The sequence below is a fragment of the Halolamina salina genome, from assembly GCF_054653455.1.
In genome coordinates, this window is record NZ_BAAIGE010000002.1 from 1,726,360 (window position 1) to 1,743,247 (window position 16,888).

20 protein-coding genes and 1 tRNA gene are annotated in these 16,888 nt (G+C 68.2%); 9 read left to right on the plus strand and 12 right to left on the minus strand.

Features of this window, described 5'->3' with window-relative positions; all coding sequences use genetic code 11:
- Positions 1 to 3: 3 nt before the first annotated feature.
- The 6 genes from ACYQZ5_RS09305 to ACYQZ5_RS09330 form a co-directional block, all read right to left on the minus strand.
- Positions 4 to 1,563, minus strand: coding sequence for a sodium:solute symporter family protein (locus tag ACYQZ5_RS09305; RefSeq protein WP_379731285.1), 1,560 nt, complete (start codon positions 1,561 to 1,563; stop codon positions 4 to 6).
- Positions 1,551 to 1,766, minus strand: coding sequence for a DUF3311 domain-containing protein (locus ACYQZ5_RS09310; protein WP_379731280.1), 216 nt, complete (start codon positions 1,764 to 1,766; stop codon positions 1,551 to 1,553). Before ACYQZ5_RS09310 ends, ACYQZ5_RS09305 begins: the two co-directional genes overlap by 13 nt.
- A gap of 163 nt (positions 1,767 to 1,929) precedes the next feature.
- Positions 1,930 to 2,919 carry a ring-cleaving dioxygenase gene (locus tag ACYQZ5_RS09315; protein ID WP_379731281.1) on the minus strand — a complete coding sequence of 330 codons (990 nt, stop codon included), beginning with the start codon at positions 2,917 to 2,919 and terminating at the stop codon, positions 1,930 to 1,932.
- Positions 2,920 to 3,000: 81 nt separating this feature from the next.
- Positions 3,001 to 3,073: transfer RNA gene (locus ACYQZ5_RS09320), tRNA-Gln, on the minus strand.
- Between the two features lie 46 nt (positions 3,074 to 3,119).
- Positions 3,120 to 3,557, minus strand: coding sequence for a metal-dependent transcriptional regulator (locus tag ACYQZ5_RS09325; RefSeq protein ID WP_379731282.1), 438 nt, complete (start codon positions 3,555 to 3,557; stop codon positions 3,120 to 3,122).
- Complete coding sequence (locus ACYQZ5_RS09330) at positions 3,554 to 4,051, minus strand: ferritin family protein (protein ID WP_379731284.1); 498 nt, start codon at positions 4,049 to 4,051, stop codon at positions 3,554 to 3,556. The genes ACYQZ5_RS09325 and ACYQZ5_RS09330 overlap by 4 nt, the downstream gene beginning before the upstream one ends.
- A gap of 146 nt (positions 4,052 to 4,197) precedes the next feature.
- On the opposite strand from ACYQZ5_RS09330, the gene ACYQZ5_RS09335 reads away from it, so the two are divergent.
- Positions 4,198 to 5,409 (plus strand): MFS transporter, encoded by a 1,212-nt coding sequence (locus tag ACYQZ5_RS09335; RefSeq protein ID WP_379818077.1) that lies wholly within the window; start codon positions 4,198 to 4,200, stop codon positions 5,407 to 5,409.
- 93 nt (positions 5,410 to 5,502) lie between these two features.
- On the opposite strand, the gene sufD is transcribed toward ACYQZ5_RS09335, so the two are convergent.
- From sufD to ACYQZ5_RS09350, 3 genes are read right to left on the minus strand one after another with little or no spacing between them, the layout of a single operon-like run.
- The gene (gene sufD / locus ACYQZ5_RS09340; protein ID WP_379731666.1) at positions 5,503 to 6,714 is read right to left on the minus strand and encodes a Fe-S cluster assembly protein SufD; all 1,212 of its coding nucleotides are present in this window, start codon (positions 6,712 to 6,714) and stop codon (positions 5,503 to 5,505) included.
- Positions 6,714 to 8,144: a Fe-S cluster assembly protein SufB gene (gene sufB, locus ACYQZ5_RS09345; RefSeq protein ID WP_379731667.1), complete on the minus strand. Its 1,431-nt coding sequence runs from the start codon at positions 8,142 to 8,144 to the stop codon at positions 6,714 to 6,716. Before sufB ends, sufD begins: the two co-directional genes overlap by 1 nt.
- Before the next feature lie 3 nt (positions 8,145 to 8,147).
- The gene (locus ACYQZ5_RS09350) at positions 8,148 to 9,050 is read right to left on the minus strand and encodes an ABC transporter ATP-binding protein (RefSeq protein ID WP_379731668.1); all 903 of its coding nucleotides are present in this window, start codon (positions 9,048 to 9,050) and stop codon (positions 8,148 to 8,150) included.
- Between the two features lie 230 nt (positions 9,051 to 9,280).
- On the opposite strand from ACYQZ5_RS09350, the gene ACYQZ5_RS09355 reads away from it, so the two are divergent.
- Positions 9,281 to 11,620 carry a DUF2298 domain-containing protein gene (locus ACYQZ5_RS09355; RefSeq protein WP_459845950.1) on the plus strand — a complete coding sequence of 780 codons (2,340 nt, stop codon included), beginning with the start codon at positions 9,281 to 9,283 and terminating at the stop codon, positions 11,618 to 11,620.
- Between the two features lie 172 nt (positions 11,621 to 11,792).
- On the opposite strand, the gene ACYQZ5_RS09360 is transcribed toward ACYQZ5_RS09355, so the two are convergent.
- Positions 11,793 to 12,059 carry an HAH_0734 family protein gene (locus ACYQZ5_RS09360; protein ID WP_379732074.1) on the minus strand — a complete coding sequence of 89 codons (267 nt, stop codon included), beginning with the start codon at positions 12,057 to 12,059 and terminating at the stop codon, positions 11,793 to 11,795.
- Positions 12,060 to 12,167: 108 nt separating this feature from the next.
- Between ACYQZ5_RS09360 and ACYQZ5_RS09365 the strand changes: the two genes are divergently transcribed.
- The 6 genes from ACYQZ5_RS09365 to ACYQZ5_RS09390 are packed head-to-tail and all read left to right on the plus strand — an operon-like array spanning position 12,168 to position 14,787.
- Positions 12,168 to 12,449 carry a 50S ribosomal protein L44e gene (locus ACYQZ5_RS09365; RefSeq protein WP_379732075.1) on the plus strand — a complete coding sequence of 94 codons (282 nt, stop codon included), beginning with the start codon at positions 12,168 to 12,170 and terminating at the stop codon, positions 12,447 to 12,449.
- Positions 12,446 to 12,619, plus strand: a complete 174-nt coding sequence (locus tag ACYQZ5_RS09370; RefSeq protein ID WP_379732076.1) for a 30S ribosomal protein S27e — start codon at positions 12,446 to 12,448, stop codon at positions 12,617 to 12,619. The genes ACYQZ5_RS09365 and ACYQZ5_RS09370 overlap by 4 nt, the downstream gene beginning before the upstream one ends.
- Before the next feature lie 6 nt (positions 12,620 to 12,625).
- Entirely contained in the window at positions 12,626 to 13,420 is a 795-nt protein-coding gene (locus tag ACYQZ5_RS09375) for a translation initiation factor IF-2 subunit alpha (RefSeq protein WP_379732077.1), read from the plus strand.
- Positions 13,417 to 13,641: an RNA-protein complex protein Nop10 gene (locus tag ACYQZ5_RS09380; protein WP_379732078.1), complete on the plus strand. Its 225-nt coding sequence runs from the start codon at positions 13,417 to 13,419 to the stop codon at positions 13,639 to 13,641. Before ACYQZ5_RS09375 ends, ACYQZ5_RS09380 begins: the two co-directional genes overlap by 4 nt.
- 43 nt (positions 13,642 to 13,684) lie before the next feature.
- A complete protein-coding gene (locus ACYQZ5_RS09385) occupies positions 13,685 to 14,620 on the plus strand; it encodes a PAC2 family protein (protein WP_379818080.1) in 936 nt (311 codons plus the stop codon).
- 44 nt (positions 14,621 to 14,664) lie between these two features.
- Positions 14,665 to 14,787 (plus strand): hypothetical protein, encoded by a 123-nt coding sequence (locus ACYQZ5_RS09390; protein ID WP_379732496.1) that lies wholly within the window; start codon positions 14,665 to 14,667, stop codon positions 14,785 to 14,787.
- Here ACYQZ5_RS09390 and ACYQZ5_RS09395 read toward each other — a convergent pair.
- Positions 14,784 to 15,089 (minus strand): MazG-like family protein, encoded by a 306-nt coding sequence (locus ACYQZ5_RS09395; protein WP_379732499.1) that lies wholly within the window; start codon positions 15,087 to 15,089, stop codon positions 14,784 to 14,786. The two genes, ACYQZ5_RS09390 and ACYQZ5_RS09395, sit on opposite strands and share 4 nt — an antisense overlap.
- Positions 15,090 to 15,171: 82 nt before the next feature.
- A complete protein-coding gene (pan1, locus tag ACYQZ5_RS09400; protein ID WP_379732494.1) occupies positions 15,172 to 16,386 on the minus strand; it encodes a proteasome-activating nucleotidase Pan1 in 1,215 nt (404 codons plus the stop codon).
- A gap of 152 nt (positions 16,387 to 16,538) precedes the next feature.
- Here pan1 and ACYQZ5_RS09405 point away from each other — a divergent pair, with 152 nt between their 5' ends.
- Positions 16,539 to 16,886, plus strand: a complete 348-nt coding sequence (locus ACYQZ5_RS09405; protein ID WP_379818081.1) for a DUF7966 family protein — start codon at positions 16,539 to 16,541, stop codon at positions 16,884 to 16,886.
- Positions 16,887 to 16,888 lie beyond the last annotated feature (2 nt).

The window sequence follows — 16,888 nt, forward strand, 5'->3', positions numbered from 1 at the left end:
CGTTCAGTCGTCGGCCGGCCCCGCCAGCACCGACGGCCGCTCCGCGACCGAGGCGTCGGTGACGAGGGAGATACCGACGACGAGGACGAGACCGACGACCATCCCGACCACCGACGACGACCAGCCGGCGAACGTCTCCATCACACCCGGGACGACGACGCCAAGCACCGTCGTCGTCTCGCCGGCCGGCGGCGTAAACGTCGTGACCGTGTAGAACAGCTGGCTGCCGAGAATGCCCGCGAGCATCCCCCACAGCGTCGTCCGCGACCAGTAGAGCGCGACGATCACCGGCGGGGCGAGCTGGGCGAACCCGCCGAAGGCTGTGTCGCCGATCACGAACAGCGACGGGGGGTTGTAGAGGCTCGCGAGGAACGCCAGCGTCGCGAAGACGGCGACGCCGATCCGGGCGATCAGGTCCTCGCGGCGCTCGCTCGCGTCGGCGTCGACGAAGGGGCGGTAGAGGTCGCGGGTGAAGTACGACGACCCCGACAGCAGCATCGAGTCAGAGGAGGACATCATCGCCGCCATCGCGCCCGCGACGACCAGCGCCGCGAACCACGTCGGCGTGTACTCCGCGAGCAGTCCGGGGAGGATGTTGCCGCTCTCGGGCATCGGGACGCCCAAGCCGGCCGCCCATGCGCCGAGCATGAACGCCGGGACGAACAGCAGGAGTACGACGATCGGCCACAGCGCCATCGTGCGCTTCAGCACCTTCTCGGAGTCGGCGACGAAGAAGCGCTGATTCACCTGCGGGAACATCGCGACGCCGAACGCGATACCGATCGCCTGCGAGAGCATCCACGGCAGCGAGTAGACGCCGCCGCCGAACAGCGACGGCGCCGCCGAGCCGTCACCCAGCGAGAGGAACTCGGGGTTCGACGACGCCACCGCGTCGGTCGCGGCGCCGATCCCGCCGACGGCGGAGAGAACCCAGACGAACGCCGCCCAGACCATCGTGAGCATGAACAGCCCTTGGAGCGTGTCCGTCCACGCGACGCCGCGCATCCCCGAGAGGACGACGTAGACGATCATGAACGCGGTGATGAGTCCCGCGCCGGCCCAGTAGGGGACCGCGCCGTTCGTCAGCGCCGACAGCGCGCCGCCGGCGCCGACCTGCTGGAGCATCACGTACGGAAACAGCCAGAACAGCGAGACGCCGGCGACGAGGCCGCGTAGCAGCGGCGAGCCGAACCGGTCGCCCAGCATCTCGCCCAGCGTGACGTAGCCGTGCTCGCGGCCGACGAGCCACTGCTTGTAGCCGACGACGTACCAGAGCACGCCGAAGATCACGCCGTCCATCAGCCCCATCACGAGGATCCACTCGGGACCGTACGCGAAGGCGATGTTCGGCCCGGCGAAGAACGTGAACGCCGACAGGAGGGTGGCGAACGTGGTGAACAGCAGCACCACCGTACCGAGCGTCCGCGAGGCGAGGTAGTAGTCCTCGGCGGTGCGGTCGGTGAGGCGGTAGGCGACCAGCCCCACCCCCAGCGCGAGCAGGAGGTAAGCGACGACGATTCCGATCTGGATCGCCACCGCGGACTGGAGGATCACGCCGACCACCCCCCCATCCAGACTCCCCAACCTCGTTGGGTGAACACGGCGAAGGCGAGCGACGCGAGCACCATCCAGCCGATGTGCCACCAGAGCCAGAGCGGAAGCCCGGCGACGACGGTCGAGTTGCCCCAGAGGAACCACGGGATCGCCAGCGCCATCAGCACGAACAGGATCGCTCCCCACGCGAACGAGGCAGTTCGGTTCGGCATCGTGGAGCCGTATTCTCCCCGATACGTGAAAACAGTACCGAACTATCGAACAAAGGCAGCTTTTGAAGAGAAATTTCCTTCAACGCGACGTCGGTGGTCGATAGCCGTCGCTACCAAGGAGACAGTGTCGGAAAACCGACGGACGGCGGTCGTCGGGGACGGCTCAGTCGTCGGCGTCGACCGGCTCGGCGCCGGGGACCGTCACGTCGGGGAGGCCGGCCTCGATCTCCTCACGGCGGTCCTCGAACGTCCCGGGGAGGACGAGCCGGCCGCCGAGGTCGTCGAGCGGTTCGTCGCTGTCGTAGCCGGGGCCGTTGGTCGCGAGTTCGAACAGCACGCCAGCGTGTTCACGGAAGTACACCGAACGGAACCAGTGGCGGTCGATCTGCTGGGTGGGGTTGAGCCCGCGCGATCGGACCGCTTTGCGCATCGACTCCTGATCCTCGTCGGTCGGCGTCTGGAACGCGACGTGGTGGACGGTCCCGTGGCCGTTGCGACCGCCCTGAATCGTCGGCAGCACGTCGACGTACTTTCCGATCGGTCCCTCGGCGGCGAAGCGAGTTCGTTCGTCGCCGGGCGTGTTGCCCGCGGCCTGCTCGGTGCCGACGCGGTCGAACCCCATCGTCTCCAGTAGCTCCTCGGTCGGGTCGGGGTCGGCGAGCCACAGCGTCACCGAGTGGAAGCCGCGGATCGCGGCGTCGGCGGGGACGAACTCGGTCCACGCGGTCGTCGGGTCGTCGTCGCCGATCTCGGTTTCGACCAGTTCGACGGGGAGGCCGTCGGGGTCGCGGAACGGCAGGACGGTTTCGCCGAACCGCTCGACGCGGTCGTCGTAGTCGACGCCGTGCTCGTCGAAGCGCTCCGCCCAGTAGTCGAGGCTCCCCTCGGGGACGCGGAACGCCACCCGGGAGACCTGCCCGGAGCCGACCTTTCCCTGCGGGAGGTCCTCCCACGGGAAGAACGTCATGCTCGTCCCGGGCGTCCCCTCGGCGTCGCCGAAGAAGAAGTGGTACGTGCTCGGATCGTCCTGATTGATCGAGCGCTTCACGAGGCGGAGGCCGAGCGTCTCGGCCCAGAAATCCATGTTGCGCTGCGGGTCGCCGGCGACGCAGGTGACGTGGTGGATCCCCGGCGTCGGTGTTGGGTCAGCCATACGCTACGTAGGCGCTGGAGGGACTTGAGTGCGCGCTGACGTGGGTGTTACCGGAGCCTCAGCAAACTGTTAGAATGTTTATAGTTCCGGGCGGATTCGAACCGCCGTCATGGGCTCCAAAGGCCCATATGATTGGCCACTACACCACGGAACTGCATCCGGAGAAAGCGGGCCGCCGTACAAGAGTATTACCGTTCCCCTCAGTCAGACGCCTCCTCGCCACACGTCCCCGCGAGGTGACAGCACGCGTCGGCCTCGGCGTCGAAGCAGTCCGGGCACTGGTCCTCCCGGTCGATGATCGTATCCAGTCGCTCGGCGACCGTCTCGTCGATGACGGGCTCGAGCTGTTGGGCCTCGTCGCGGAACTCCTCGACGCCGAGGACGTTCGCGAGGAAGCGCTCGATGATGCAGTACGTCTGGAGCGCGCTCTCGGCGCGGGCGATCCCCTCGTCGGTGAGCGAGACGCCCTTGTACTTCTCGTGTTCGGCGAGCCCGCGGTCCTCCAGCTTCCCGATCATCTCGTTGGCGCTGGCGGGGCTCACGTCGAGCGAGTCGGCGACACGGCCCGTCGCCGCGGGGCCGTCGTCCATGCGCTGGACCAGGTAGATGGCTTTCAGGTACTGATTGGCCGTGTTCATTCGCGAGCCTCCATGATCCGGGTGACCTCCTCGACGCCCTCGGCCTCCTCGTCGCGGATCTCCGTTAGCACGGAGAGCACGCGGTCGCGATCAAGCGTGAACGCGGCGTCGCTGGCCTCGATGGCGTCTATCAGGTCGTCGTAGAACTTGTAGGCCGTCTCCTCGTTACAGAGCTGGTCGTACAGTACGCCGTCGAAGTCCTCGGGCTTGGTGCGGCCGTAGCGCGCCTCGACCAGCGTCTCGACGTCCTCGAAGGGGATCGAGTCGGCGTCGAGTTCGTCCACCAGCTCCTCCAGCCGCTCGCGGTGACGGGCCGACTCCTTGGCGGCGTCCTCGAGCAGCGCCTCCACGTCGGCTTCGAGGTCGCGGTCCTCCTCCGCGAGGCTCTGGTAGTGTCGATACGCGCGCGCTTCGACGACTTCCTCCAGCACCACGCCGATCTGGAGGAGTCGGGCGAGCTGGTGGTCCGAGCCGACCTGCTGATCGACGCTCACGGCGACCACCGCCGGTTGGCGACCGATACCGTCCTCATCGCCTCCGACTCCGTGAGGGAGGGACTTAAGCCCGGCCCTTCGAGGGGTCCCCCCGACCGCCGGTCGAACCCGGAACGCCGAAGCCGTCGGAGTTCCAACGGGCGCCCGTGTCCTCCCGCGACCGGACCGCGCTCGCCCTCGTCGTCTGGGCGGTGATGCTCTCCCAGACGCTGCTGTACCCGGGGGTGGATCGGCTCGTGGCCGCGATGGGGCTGGGCAGCGGGAACTACCTCGACGCGAGCACGTGGTTCCTCGCCGCGGAGTTCGCCGCGTTCGCGCTCGCCGCCGGCGTCTGGGGCGCCGCGAGCGACAGCGTGGGACGGCGTATCCCCTTCGTCGCCGCCGGCGCCGTGTCGGGCGCGCTGGGGTACGGCGTGCTCGGACTGCTCGGACCAACGGAGCCGGCGATGTGGCTCGTGCTCGTCGTCCGGTTCCTGCAGGGCGCCGCCACCGTCGGCGCGTTCTCGTTGGCGATGTCGATGCTCGCCGACCTCGGCGAGGGGAACGGCCGGAACATGGGCGCCGCCGGGATCGCGATTGGCCTCGGGACCGCGCTCGGCGCGCCGCTGGGCGGGCAGCTCTACTCGATCGGCGCGTTCGTGCCGCTCTGGACCGGTGCCGGGCTGCTGACGCTCGTCGGCGCGGCGACGCTCGTGGTCTCGGACCGCGCGCCCACCGGCGAGCACGAGGGCGTCCGCGAGGCGCTGGGTGCGCTCCGTCGCACGCCCTCGCTCGCCGTGCCGTTCGCGTTCGGCTTCGCCGACCGCATGACTGCGGGCTTCTTCGCGCTGGTCGGCACCGTCTACTTCCGGACCGCCTTCGAACTCTCGCCCGCCGAGACCGGGATCACGCTCGCGCTCTTTTTCGCCCCGTTCGGCCTGCTCCAGTACCCCTTCGGTCGGCTCTCGGACCGCTTCGGCCGCACCGCCCCGATCGTCGCCGGGTCGGCGTTCTACGGGATCGTCGTGCTGGGTATCGGCGCCGCGGAGGGCGCGTTCCCCGCCCGAGCCGACGCGCTACTGGCGGTCCAGTTCGGGATGGTCGCCGTCGGGGTGCTCGGCGCGCTGATGGCGCCGGCGACGATGGCGCTGGTCGTCGATCTCGCCCCCACCGATGAGCGCGGCGTCGCGCTCGGGGGGTTCAACATCGCCGGCAGTCTGGGCTTCCTCGCGGGCGTCGTCGGCGGGGGAGTGATCGCCGACGACTTCGGCTACCCCGCCGCGTTCGCGTTCGCCGGCGGCGCCGAGATCCTGCTCGCGCTGGTCGCGATCCCGGCGTTCATCAGGCTCCAGATCAGCCGCGAGAAGTTGTTCAGTTAGCCGGCCGGCGTCGGAGCCGCGTACGCGATCCGCTGACCGTCCGTGCGTCGCTAATCGGGCTGGAACGGAGAGGGAAAGAGCCGCGAGAACCGCTTAGTCGAGGCGCTCGTAGACGAGATCCTGCACGTCGTCGCGGAACTCCTCGACGGCGATCTCCTCGAGGACGGGCACGAAGAAGCCCTCCACGAGCATGTTTCGGGCCTGCCGCGGGCTGATCCCGCGGGAGGTCATGTAGAACAGGTCCTGCTGGTCGACCTGCCCGACCGTCGCGGAGTGGCTGGCCTCGGTGTCGTGGTTCTTGATGATCAGCTTCGGCGAGGCGTCGGCCTCGCTGTCGTCTGACAGCATCAGGGTGTTCTCACGCTGGTAGGAGGAGGTGTCCCAGGCGTCGCGGCCGACGTCCTGGACGCCCTCGTACACCGAGCGTGCGGTGTCGTCGAGCACGCCGCGGGTCACGAGATCCGCGGTCGTGTGCTCGGCGTTGTGCCAGACGCGGGCGTTGAGGTCGAAGTGCTGGTCCTCGTGGCCGAAGAACGCGCCGACGATCTGGGACTCGCTGCCCTCGCCGTTCAGCTCGGTCTCGACGTCGGACCGCGTGATCTGGGTGCCGAAGTTGCCCTCGATCCAGTCGATGGTAGCGTCGTCGCCCGCCACGCCGTGCTTGAGCGTGTAGCAGTAGGCGTCCTCGGAGAGGTCCTGCAGCGAGCCGAACTGGACGTTCGAGTTCGCGCCGGCCGAAACCTCGACGAGGTTGCTGAAGTAGCGCCCCTCGTCGCCGGTCGGCCCCTCGTCGTCGATCGCTTCGAGGATCGTGACGGAGGCACTCTCCTCGGTCACCACGAGCGTGTGGCTGAACAGGGAGTTCGACCGCATCTCGGTGCGGATCTTCACGTCCTCGGCGTCGACGCCCTCGGGGACGTAGATCAGCGTCCCCGTCGTGAACAGGGCGGCCGACAGCGCGGTGAGGTAGTTGCTCTGGGGGTCGAGCGTCGCACCGAGTTCCTCACGGATGAGGTCCTCGTGCTCGTCGAGGGCGGTCTCGAAGTCGAGCACCTCGACGCCCTCGGCGGTGACGCGCTCGGTCTCGTCGGCCTGGTTCAGCGGGTCGACGAGCGTCCCGAACTGCAGGTCGGTGAGGTTCGTCCACCGGCGGCCGGGCGTCTGGATCACGTCCGGCAGCTCCAGCCCCTCGAGCGCGTCGAGCGCGTCGAGGCGGCGTTCGAGCAGCCACTCGGGCTCGTCGCGGGCCTCGGAGAGTTCGCGGACGGTGTCCGCGGTGAGGCCCTGTTGGATGGTCGCACTCATTATCCGAGGCTCCCCTCCATCTCGAGTTCGACCAGTCGGTTCAGCTCCACGGCGTACTCGATGGGGAGCTCCTCCGTGATCGGCTCGATGAAGCCGCTGACGATCATCTGCTTTGCGTCGTCGTCGTCCAGCCCGCGGGTCTGGAGGTAGAAGATGTCCTCGTCGCCGATCTTCCCCACCGTCGCCTCGTGGGCCACGTCGACCTTCGACTCGTTGATCTCCATGTACGGCATCGTGTCGGAGGTCGACTCGTTGTCGAACATCAGCGCGTCACACTCGACGGCGGTCGAGGAGTTCTCGGCGCCGTCGGCGATGTGGACGAGGCCGCGGTAGTTGGTACGGCCGCCGTCCTTGCTGATGGACTTCGACTCGATGGTGGACTTCGTCTCCGGCGCGTTGTGGTACACCTTCGCGCCGGTGTCGATGTCCTGCCCCTCGCCCGCGAAGGCGATAGTGATGTGGTTGTCGCTGGCGCCGCGGCCCTTGAGGACCGTCGACGGGTAGAGCATCGTGGCCTTCGAGCCCATCGAGCCCGAGATCCACTCCATGCGCCCGTCCTGCTCGACGAGGGCGCGCTTGGTGTTGAGGTTGTACGTGTTCTTCGACCAGTTCTGGACGGTCGAGTACTGGACGTGGGCGTTCTCGCCGACGTACACCTCGACGCCGCCGGAGTGGAGGTTGAACGCGGAGTACTTCGGGGCGGAACAGCCCTCGATGTAGTGGACCTCCGAGTTCTCCTCGGCGATGATGAGCGTGTGCTCGAACTGGCCCATCCCCTCGGAGTTCATCCGGAAGTACGCCTGAACGGGCATGTCGACGGTCACGTCCTCGGGGACGTAGACGAACGAGCCGCCCGACCAGATGGCGCCGTGCAGCGCCGCGAACTTGTTGTCGCTCGGGGGGACACAGTCCGTCATGAAGTGCTCCTTGACGAGCTCCTCGTGCTCGCGCACGGCCTCGTCCATGTTGCAGAAGATGACGCCCTTGTCCTCCCAGCGCTCCAGCATGTTCTGGTAGACGACCTCCGACTCGTACTGGGCGCCGACGCCCGAGAGCGCGTTCTTCTCGGCCTCGGGGATGCCCAGCTTGTCGAAGGTGTCCTTGATCTCGTCGGGGAGGTCGGTCCAGTCGTCGACCCCGCCGCGGGTCTCGATGTCCGGCCGGATGTACGGGACGATCTCGTCGATGTCGATCTCCGTCAGGTCGGGCTGGCCCGGCCAGTCGGTCGGCATCGGCATCGCCTGGAACTGCTTGAGCGCGCGCAGCCGGCGCTCGCGCATCCAGTCGGGCTCGTCCTTGTCGTCGGAGATCGCGTGGATCGTCTCCTCGGTCAGCCCTTTCTCCGCCGCGTAGGCGGCCTCGGAGTCCTTCTTGAAGTCGAAGCGCTCCTCGGTGTCGGTCTGTTGTAGGTGGTCCTGGTCTGAACTCATGGTTTATGCGTAGACCTGCTCGCGCACCCAGTCGTACCCCTTCTCCTCGAGCGTCTCGGCGAGCTCGGCGTCGCCCTCCATGACGACTTCGCCGTCGAGCATCACGTGGACGCGGTCGGGTTCGACGTAGTCGAGGATCCGCTGGTAGTGGGTGATCTGCAGGACGCCGGTGCCCTGTTCGTCACGCAGTCGTTCGATGCCCTGTGCCACGTCGTTGAGGCGGTCGATGTCGAGCCCGGAGTCGATCTCGTCGAGCACCGCGATCGACGGTTCGAGGATCGCCGCCTGCAGCACCTCGTTCTGCTTCTTCTCGCCGCCGGAGAAGCCGGCGTTGAGGTAGCGCTGCGCGAAGGACTCGTCCATGTCCAGCAGCTCCATCTTCTCGCTCAGGATCTGCTGGAACTCGGCGACGCCGATCTCGCCCTCGTCGGCGGGACCCTCCATCGGCGAGGACTCGTACCCCTCGTCCTCGTCGTCGTCGGCCTCCGCCTCCTCTTCGTCCTCGAAGAGCTCCTCGCGCTCCTCGAGTTTGGCGTTGAGCGCCTGTCGGAGGAAGTTGGTCATCGTGACCCCCTCGATCTCGGCGGGGTACTGGAACGCGAGGAAGATCCCGAGCGCGGCCCGCTCGTTGGGTTCGAGGTCGAGCAGGTCCCACGACATGTCCTCCTCGTCGGCGTCGACGTCCTCGACGTCTTCGTCGTCGAGGTGGAGGTTGATCTCGCCCTCGGTCACTTCGTAGGCCGGATGGCCCGCGATGACCTTGGCGGTCGTGGACTTCCCGGACCCGTTCGGGCCCATCAGCGCGTGGATCTCCCCGGACTCGACCTCGAGGTCGACCCCGCGGAGGATTCGCTCTCCGTTCTCGGCGACTTCGGCGTGTAGGTTGTTGATTTCGAGTGTAGCCATTCGTAGCCTCGTACGCATACATCGGTCTGTCGCACCCATGAACGTTACGCATCACCCCCCGAGTATTTCGGGAGTCGAAAACAATACTTTCCGAACCGAGAAACAGCGCCGGACGGGTCGCCCTCCGCGATCCCCACCGGTACGTCCGGCGACGGCCGTGTTACGCGTTTCGAGCGGGGCGGCGCCGCCACCCGAAAGGGGTTTCCCGGTCGGGGCCGCGGCTTCCGGCAATGCAGTACCTCGCCGTGCTCGTCTGGCTGGCCGTCTTCGCGGGGGTCGCCGTGCTCGGCTACCCGATCGCGGCCCGGCTGTTTTCCCGGTTCCGGAGCGGCGGAGCGGGGTTCGCGCTCCCGATCGCGCTGGTGACGATCTGGCTCCCGGTGTACTGGCTCGGGAAGCTCTCTTTCGGCCCGCTCACGGTCGCTGCGGGACTGGCGGTTCTCGTCGGCGTCGCCGCCATCCTCGGCCTCGACCGCGGGGCGATTCGGGACGGCGAACTCCGCCTCGCCGAGGGGATCGGTGTCGATCGCCGTGCCGTCGCCGAGGCGGCGGTCGTGTTCGTCGCGGCGTTCCTGTTCCTGATCGCGATCCGCAGCGTCGACCCCGCGGTCCACGCCGCCGGCGGCGAGAAGTACCTCGACTACGGGATGCTCCGGACGCTGCTCCGGTCGGGAACGCTCCCGCCGGAGGACTTCTGGTTCGCGGGCGAGCCGGTGCAGTACTACTACGGCGGCCACCTGCTCGCGGCGATCCTGACGATCCTGACGGGCAGCGCGCCCGAACTCGCGTACAACCTCGCGCTCGCGGGGTTCTACGCGATGCTCGTGACCGCGGCGTACGACCTCGCCGCGAACGTCGCCGCCGAACGCGACTGGAAGCCGGGGGTCGCCGGCGCGTTCGCCGCGTTCTTCGTCGGAATCGCGAGCAACTTCGCGACCGTGGGGCGCCTCCTCCTCGGCTTCCTTCCCCCGGGGCTGCGATCGTCGCTCGCGCCCGGGATCGAGGCGCTCCCGCTGTCGGGCGAGGGGTTCAGCTACTGGAACGCCAGCCGCGTTATCACCGACACCGTCGACGGCAACACGTTCCCGACGATCAACGAGTTCCCGCTGTTCGCGTGGCTCAACGGCGACATGCACGCCCACATGATGGGCACCCCGTTCCTCCTGCTCGCGGCGGCGCTGGGGTTCGCGCTCTACCTGACGCCGGCCGAGGAGCGTCGCCGACGGCTCGGACTGCTCGCGGTCGTCCCGCTGCTCGGCTTCTTCCAGATCGTCACGAGCACTTGGAGCTTCCCCTCCGTGTTCGGCGTCACCTACCTCGCGCTCGCGCTCGCCCCGGCCGACCCGACTGCACTCCTCCCCGAGCCTGCGGCCGAGCGCGTTCGCGCGGGACGGCAGCGAGCAGCCGACTCGCTGGGCGACGGCGGGGACCGCGCGCTCGCCGAACTCGAACGGCTGCTCGTCCCGCTCGGCGTCGTCGGCGGGCTCGTCGCGGTCGCGGGCGTGCTGGCGCTCCCGTTCCTGACGCGGACGATGACCGGCGGGAGCGAGCGGACGATCGCGCTCCTCCCCGCGGCGGCCCGGAGTGGCGTCCTCGAACTGTTCGCGGTCCACGGGGCGTTCCTGCTCGTGTTCGGGCTGTTCCTGCTCTCGCGGCTGCGTGATGACCAGCGACTGCCGCTGGTGACTGGCGTGCTCGGCGTCGGGGGCGTCGCCGTGACGCTCCCGCTCGACGTGCTGGCGTTCACGCTCCCGCTGCTGGTCGTCGGCTGGGCGGTGCTGCGGTTCCGCGACGCCGGCTACGAGACGGTGCTGATCGTCGCCGGCGCGGGGCTGGTGACGATCGTGGAGTTCGTCTACGTCAGCGAGCAGGCCGGCCCGCTCCGGATGAACACGGTGTTCAAGACGTACATGCAGGTCTGGGTGCTGTGGAGCGTCGGCGCGGGCGCGGCGGTCGCCGGGCTGCTCGGTGGCGCGAAACGGGCGGTCGAGAACGCGGAGCGTCCCGCGTTCGGTCGAGGCGTCGCGGTTCCCGCGTTCGTCGCGCTGCTCGTGATCTCGACGTCGCTCTACGGGGGGTTCGCGCTCTCGGGCCACTTCGCCGGCGCGAGCGACCCGACGCTCGACGCGACTGAGATGCCGTCGTGGTACGAGGATGACGAGCTGGCGGCGGTCGACTGGCTCGACCGCACGGCCGACGGGGAGACGGTGATCGTCTCGGCGCCCGGACAGGGCGGCACGCCCGGGATGTACAACTGGAACTCCGCGATCGCGTCCAGCCTGACTGGCGTGCCCACGGTCGTCGGCTGGGCACACGAGGTCGGCTACCGCGGCAGCGAGGCGTACGACGCCCGCGTCGACGCCGTCGACGCGCTCTACACGGGGTCGCCCGCCGATGCCGCGTCGGTGATCCGCGAGCACGACGTGCGCTACGTCTGGGTCGGCAGCGCCGAGCGGAACCGCTACGGCGACGAGCTGGTGAACTTCTCGGACCGGGCCGGGTACGAGCCCGTGTTCACCCACGGCGACGTGGTGGTGTACGAGGTGACGGCCGAGGAGCTGCCGGCGTGATGCGGCGGCCGAGAGAAAGATAGTCGCTTACACGATCGCGGCGTGGCGCTCCGGTGTTACGACACGGAGTTCGTGACAGGTCGCCAGCCGCGATCGGTCTTCACACGACTACGGCATGGCGCTCCACGATCGAGGCACGGAAGCCTCGATAGGTCACGCGCCGTAGTCGGCGTTAAACGTTCAGCGGGTTCTTCTCGCTCAGGATCTCGACGTCCTCGGCGTCGACGCTCTCGGTGTCGAGCCAGTTGGGGACGTACTGTCGCTTGTCGTACTTCTCGCGCTCGTCTTCGGTGCCGACCGTACACCACATCTGGGGCTCGTCCGGGCCGTGCCAGTCGCCCTGTTTGTTCACGCCGAAACAGACCAGCTCCTCCCCGTCGACCTCGATCACGTCGTCGCGTCGGAACCCCGCGTCGCCGTGGACGATGAGCTGCTTCATGCGCCGGAGTTCGGCCACTCGCTCCTTAACCGCTTCGCTCCCCCATCGGTCGAGACCAAACGGGTTTTAAGCTACGCTCTCGAATTCGCCGACAAGAGGCGAATATCCATGGAGATGCCACGCCGCATGAACACGTACTGTCCGCACTGTGACGCCCACCACGAACACGAGGTCGAGAAGGTTCGATCCGGCCGCCAGACCGGGATGAAGTGGGCCGCCCGCCAGCAGAAGCGCGGCACGAAGGTCATCGGGAACTCCGGGAAGTTCTCGAAGGTGCCGGCCGGCAACAAGCCGACCAAGAAGACCCACCTGAAGTACATCTGCTCGGACTGCAACAAGGCGCACATGCGAGAGGGGTGGCGGACCGGCCGCCTGGAGTTCCAGGAATGACGGGGAGCTTCCTCGAAGTCGTCTGTCCGGACTGTGAGAACGAGCAGGTGCTGTTCCAGAAGGCCGCCACGACGGTCAACTGCGCCGTCTGTGGCACCACGCTGGCGACCCCCACCGGCGGGAAGGCGGAGATCAACGGCGAGGTCGCCGACACCGTCGAGGCGCGATAACACCTGATGGCGGGGAACGAGTGGCCCGAGCCGGGTGAGCTCGTCGTCGGCACGGTCGACGAGATCGCCGACTTCGGCGTGTTCGTCGACATGGAGGGGTACGAGCACCGCGGGCTGGTCCACGTCTCGGAGGTCGCTTCGGGCTGGATCAAGAACGTCCGCGACCACGTCAGCGTCGGCCGCACGGTCGTCGCGAAGGTGCTCGAAGTCGACGAGTCGGCCCAACAGGTCGACCTCTCGCTGAAGGACGTCAACGAGCACCAGCGCAAGCAGACGATCCAGGAGTGGAAGAACCAGCAGAAGGCCGACAAGTGGATGGAGCTCGCCTTCGGCGAGGACCACGAGCGTGAGGACGTGGTCGAGGCGCTGACCGCCGAGTACGACTCCCTGTACGAGGCGTTCGAGGAGGCCGCCGTCCACGGGATGGAGGCGCTCGACGACATCGACCTCGACGACGAGGCCGCCCAGGCGGTCGTCCAGACCGCCCGCGAGAACGTCTCGGTGCCGTACGTCAACGTCACCGGCTACGTCGACATCCGCTCGCCCGGTCCCGAGGGCGTCGACGACGTGAAGGCCGCGCTGCGGGCCGCCGAGGGCGACGGCGACCACGAGGTCCCCGAGGAGATCGAGCTCGAAGTCTCCTACGTCGGCGCGCCGGAGTACCGCATCGAGGTGCAGGCGCCCGACTACAAGACCGCCGAATCGGAGCTCGAGGGCGCGGCGGCACGTGCCGAGACGGCCATCGAGGAGCGCGGCGGTACAGCGGAGTACCACCGCGAGCGCAACGAGCCCGAAGAATGACGAAGTCGGACATCCGCGTCTGCTCGGCGTGGAGGTCCGAAGACGACCCGGACCGAGCAGGCGGGTCGGGCAATCACGATCGACCCGTCTACACGCTTTCTTCGACGTGTCCGGAGTGCGGTGCGGAGGCGGTCAACTCCGCCCCGGCGTCGTTCGATCCCGCCGACCCCTACGGCGAGTACCGCCGGCGGGCGCGCGACGCCGGCCCCGACACGAACTGAGGGTTTCGACGTACCTTTACCCGCCGAGAGACCATTCGCGGGTATGGATCCCATCGATATCGAGACGGTCGCAGACCCCGAGCTCCGCGACCCCGTGCTCGTCGAGGGGCTGCCCGGCGTCGGCCACGTCGGCAAGCTCGCCGCCGAGCACCTGCTCGAGGAGTTCGAGAGCACGCTCGTCCGGCGGGTGTACGCAGACGAGTTCCCCCCGCAGGTCGACGTCGACGACGACGGCGTCGCCTCGCTGACCCACGCCTCCTTCCACGCGGTCGATCTCTCCTCGCCGACCCCTACCGACGTGGAAGACGAGGACGCAGAGAGCGAGGACGACGAGGACGAAAGCGACGAGAACCCCGAAGGTGACGCACTCGCCGACGGCGGCGAGGAAGAGGCCGACGAGGAGGAGGTCGAGGAGGACGAGGCCGAGGAAGACGACCCCGGCACCGTCCCGACCGACCGCGACCTGCTCGTCCTCACGGGGAACCATCAGGCCGGGAGCAACAAGGGCCACTACCAGCTCACGGAGGCGTTCCTCGACGTAGCCGAGGGGTTCGGCGTCGAGGAGGCGTACGCGCTGGGCGGCGTCCCGACCGGCGAACTCATCGAGGAGCACAACGTCCTCGGCGCCGTCAGCGACGGCGAGCTCACCGACTCGCTCGCCGACGCGGGCGTGGAGTTCCGCGGCGACGAGCCCGCCGGCGGCATCGTCGGCGTCTCGGGGCTGCTGCTCGGCCTCGGCGGCCGGCGCGGCCTCGACGTGGCCTGCCTGATGGGGGAGACCAGCGGCTACCTCGTCGACCCCAAGAGCGCACAGGCGGTGCTGGAGACGCTGGAACGGCAGCTCGACTTCCGCGTGAACTTCGCCGCCCTGGAGAAGCGCGCCGAGGAGATGGAGGAGGTCGTCGGAAAGATCCAGCAGATGCAGGAGGGCAGCGGCGGCGGCGTCTCCGGCGACGAGGAGCTACGCTACATCGGCTGAACGCGGTCGGGAGAACTAAGTCCCGTCGCGCCCCGGAATCGAGTATGGACATCGAGCACCCCTCGTGGCGCGCGCTTGCGGGCGCCCTCGGCGGCTACGGGCTGATTCTGGTCGGCATGACGGTGCTGCTGTTCGGGGTGCCGACCGCGGTCTTCTTCCTGCTCTAAGCGCCCGAGCCGGCGTCGCCGCCGGCGTCGATGCGCGCCTCGTACTTCGAGAGCGACGTTTCCAGCGCGCGACCGGCGTCAGTTTCCAGCTCCTCGGCGAGCGCTAAGAGCGCGAACAGCGCGTCGCCGATCTCGTCCTCGGGGACCGAAAGCGAGTCGGGATCGTCGCCGTACTCGCTGGATTTCGCGGCGTCGGCCGCGACCTCGCCCACCTCGGCGGCGAGGTCGAGCAGGCGATACGCCGGCGGGGCAGTCATCCCATTCTCCTCGATGAACCGGGCGACCTCGCGCTGTTCGGGCATGGAATGGTCGTCGACCATAGCGACGCGAGCGACGGCGGCGCGGAAAAAGCGGGCGGTTCAGTCCGGGAAGCGGCCGGCTGGATCAGGCGAACGCCGGGGAGTCGCCCGTCTCCACCGTCTCGCTGCTCTGGAGCTTCTCCCAGGCCTCGACGAAGTCGCGCTCCTCGATCTCGGTGCGGTCGTCGCGGATCGCGAACATCCCCGCCTCGGTACAGATCGCCTTCACGTCGGCGCCGGAGGCGTCCTCGGCCATCTCGGCGAGCTCGGCGAAGTCCACGTCCTCGGAGACGTTCATGTCGCGAGTGTGGATCTGGAAGATGAGCTCGCGGCCCTCGGCGTCGGGCTTGGGCACCTCGATGAGGCGGTCGAAGCGGCCGGGGCGGAGGATCGCCTCGTCGAGCATGTCGAAGCGGTTGGTCGCGGCGATGATGCGGATGTCGCCGCGCTCGTCGAAGCCGTCCATCTCCGAGAGCAGCTGCATCATCGTCCGCTGGACCTCGGCGTCGCCGGAGGTCTTCGAGTCCGTCCGCTTGGAGGCGATGGCGTCGATCTCGTCGATGAAGATCACCGCAGGCTCGTTCTCGCGGGCGACCTCGAACAGGTCGCGGACGAGCTTTGCGCCCTCGCCGATGAACTTGTGGACGAGTTCGGAGCCGGCCATCTTGATGAAGCTCGCGTCGGTCTCGTTCGCGACGGCCTTCGCGAGCATCGTCTTCCCCGTCCCCGGCGGGCCGTGGAGCAGGATGCCACTCGGCGGCTGGATCCCCACCTTGTCGAACGTCCCGGGCTGCTGGAGCGGGAGTTCGACCGTCTCGCGCACCTCGCGCATCTGGTCTTCGAGGCCGCCGATGTCGGCGTAGGTGACGTCCGGCGAGTGGTCGATCTGCATCACGCGGGCCCGCACGTCCGTCTCGCGGGTGAGCTTCTGGACGACCGACAGCGAGTTGTTCACCGCGACGCGGTCGTCGGGCTCGATCTCCTCGCGCATCTCGTCGGTGACCTCCGTCAGCGCCTCCTGGTTGTTGCCGTGCTGTTTGATCACGACGCCGTCGTCGTTGACCTCCTGCACCGTCGCGACGAACAGCGGCGACTGCTTGAGCTTCTCGTTCTCGTGAGAGAGCCGTTCGAGCTTCTGCTGGTACTTGTTGTTCTCGGCGTTGGCGTCCAGCAGGCTGTCCCGCATCTGCTCGTTCTGGTCCTCCAGATCCTCGAGGCGGTCACGCAGGGACTCGATCTTCTCCTGTTGCGACGCCGTCTCCTCGTAGGGGAGTTCGACGTCGTCAACCGTATCGCTCATTGGCAGACCGTAGGCGGCTGACTCTTATGAGGCTTCGGGTCGCGTCGGAACGCGCCGGCGACGGAACGGGCGACACAGCGACGCTGGCATCTGTTTATCCAGAGTCTCGTATCACCCCGATACTCAAGTGTGATGGCGCGGCTACCCCAGTCATGCCCGATCCGGACGCCGTCGCACGAGCGCTGGCTCGGCTCGCCGACGGCAGCCACCGACAGCACGGCGACGATCCCGAGCGAACCGTCGGCGAGGCCGAGGTCGCGATCGGCGACGTCGATAGTGCGGCGGCGTTCGTCGACAACGACGGGGAAGCCGCGCTCCGTCGCGCCGTCGACGCCGCCGAGAAGGCGGGTGAGGACGGCGTCGCAGCCCGCGGTCGGACAGTGTTGGAGACGCTCGACGCGTTCCGTGATGCGGCCGACGACGCCGGCGAACAGCGGCCCCGCGGGGCGCGGACCACTTCCACCACGCTCGCGCAACGCTCTTCCCGGGAGGGGTCGTAGCC

Coding starts and splice junctions, on each gene's coding strand:
- sufB (WP_379731667.1), bottom strand. CDS start 8,144: ATGAGTTCAGACCAGGACCACCTACAACAGACCGACACCGAGGAGCGC.
- ACYQZ5_RS09405 (WP_379818081.1), top strand. CDS start 16,539: ATGCCCGATCCGGACGCCGTCGCACGAGCGCTGGCTCGGCTCGCCGAC.
- ACYQZ5_RS09310 (WP_379731280.1), bottom strand. CDS start 1,766: ATGCCGAACCGAACTGCCTCGTTCGCGTGGGGAGCGATCCTGTTCGTG.
- ACYQZ5_RS09325 (WP_379731282.1), bottom strand. CDS start 3,557: ATGAACACGGCCAATCAGTACCTGAAAGCCATCTACCTGGTCCAGCGC.
- ACYQZ5_RS09365 (WP_379732075.1), top strand. CDS start 12,168: ATGGAGATGCCACGCCGCATGAACACGTACTGTCCGCACTGTGACGCC.
- ACYQZ5_RS09315 (WP_379731281.1), bottom strand. CDS start 2,919: ATGGCTGACCCAACACCGACGCCGGGGATCCACCACGTCACCTGCGTC.
- ACYQZ5_RS09395 (WP_379732499.1), bottom strand. CDS start 15,089: ATGCCCGAACAGCGCGAGGTCGCCCGGTTCATCGAGGAGAATGGGATG.
- ACYQZ5_RS09380 (WP_379732078.1), top strand. CDS start 13,417: ATGACGAAGTCGGACATCCGCGTCTGCTCGGCGTGGAGGTCCGAAGAC.
- pan1 (WP_379732494.1), bottom strand. CDS start 16,386: ATGAGCGATACGGTTGACGACGTCGAACTCCCCTACGAGGAGACGGCG.
- ACYQZ5_RS09375 (WP_379732077.1), top strand. CDS start 12,626: ATGGCGGGGAACGAGTGGCCCGAGCCGGGTGAGCTCGTCGTCGGCACG.
- ACYQZ5_RS09385 (WP_379818080.1), top strand. CDS start 13,685: ATGGATCCCATCGATATCGAGACGGTCGCAGACCCCGAGCTCCGCGAC.
- ACYQZ5_RS09370 (WP_379732076.1), top strand. CDS start 12,446: ATGACGGGGAGCTTCCTCGAAGTCGTCTGTCCGGACTGTGAGAACGAG.
- ACYQZ5_RS09355 (WP_459845950.1), top strand. CDS start 9,281: ATGCAGTACCTCGCCGTGCTCGTCTGGCTGGCCGTCTTCGCGGGGGTC.
- ACYQZ5_RS09350 (WP_379731668.1), bottom strand. CDS start 9,050: ATGGCTACACTCGAAATCAACAACCTACACGCCGAAGTCGCCGAGAAC.
- sufD (WP_379731666.1), bottom strand. CDS start 6,714: ATGAGTGCGACCATCCAACAGGGCCTCACCGCGGACACCGTCCGCGAA.
- ACYQZ5_RS09360 (WP_379732074.1), bottom strand. CDS start 12,059: ATGAAGCAGCTCATCGTCCACGGCGACGCGGGGTTCCGACGCGACGAC.
- ACYQZ5_RS09390 (WP_379732496.1), top strand. CDS start 14,665: ATGGACATCGAGCACCCCTCGTGGCGCGCGCTTGCGGGCGCCCTCGGC.